Consider the following 644-nt stretch of genomic DNA (forward strand, 5'->3'; position numbering starts at 1 on the left):
CACATCAGCAGGGACGGCTTGTCGGTGACCGCACGCGCTTCTTTGACGGCGCGTTTGATCGCGTCCGCGTCATGGCCGTCAACGCCGCGCACCACGTGCCAGCCGTAGGCTTCAAAGCGTTTTGCCGTGTCGTCGGTAAACCAGCCTTCCACGTGACCGTCGATGGAGATGCCGTTGTCGTCATAGAACGCCACCAGCTTGCCGAGCTTCAGCGTACCGGCCAGGGAGCACACCTCGTGGGAGATGCCTTCCATCATGCAACCGTCGCCCATAAACGCGTAAGTGAAATGGTCAACAATGTCGTGGCCCGGACGGTTGAACTGCGCCGCCAGGGTTTTCTCGGCGATAGCCATGCCCACGGCGTTGGCGATGCCCTGGCCCAGCGGACCGGTGGTGGTTTCCACGCCGGCGGTGTAGCCCACTTCCGGGTGGCCCGGGGTTTTCGAGTGCAGCTGGCGGAAGTTTTTCAGCTCGTCAATCGGCAGGTCATAGCCGGTGAGGTGCAGCAGGCTGTAAATCAGCATCGAGCCGTGGCCGTTGGACAGCACGAAGCGGTCGCGGTCGGCCCAGGCCGGGTTGTTGGGGTTATGGTTCAGGAAATCACGCCACAGGACTTCGGCAATGTCAGCCATGCCCATCGGGGC

Annotated in this window: 1 protein-coding gene; it reads right to left on the minus strand. The window is 62.4% G+C overall.

All coding sequences use genetic code 11. The features are described from left to right. The coding region (locus tag GV764_RS19350) for a thiamine pyrophosphate-dependent enzyme (protein ID WP_236651911.1) at nt 1-644 on the minus strand (644 nt) is incomplete at both ends.

This window comes from Atlantibacter hermannii (assembly GCF_009907385.1).
In the GTDB taxonomy this organism is placed as follows: domain Bacteria; phylum Pseudomonadota; class Gammaproteobacteria; order Enterobacterales; family Enterobacteriaceae; genus Atlantibacter; species Atlantibacter hermannii_A.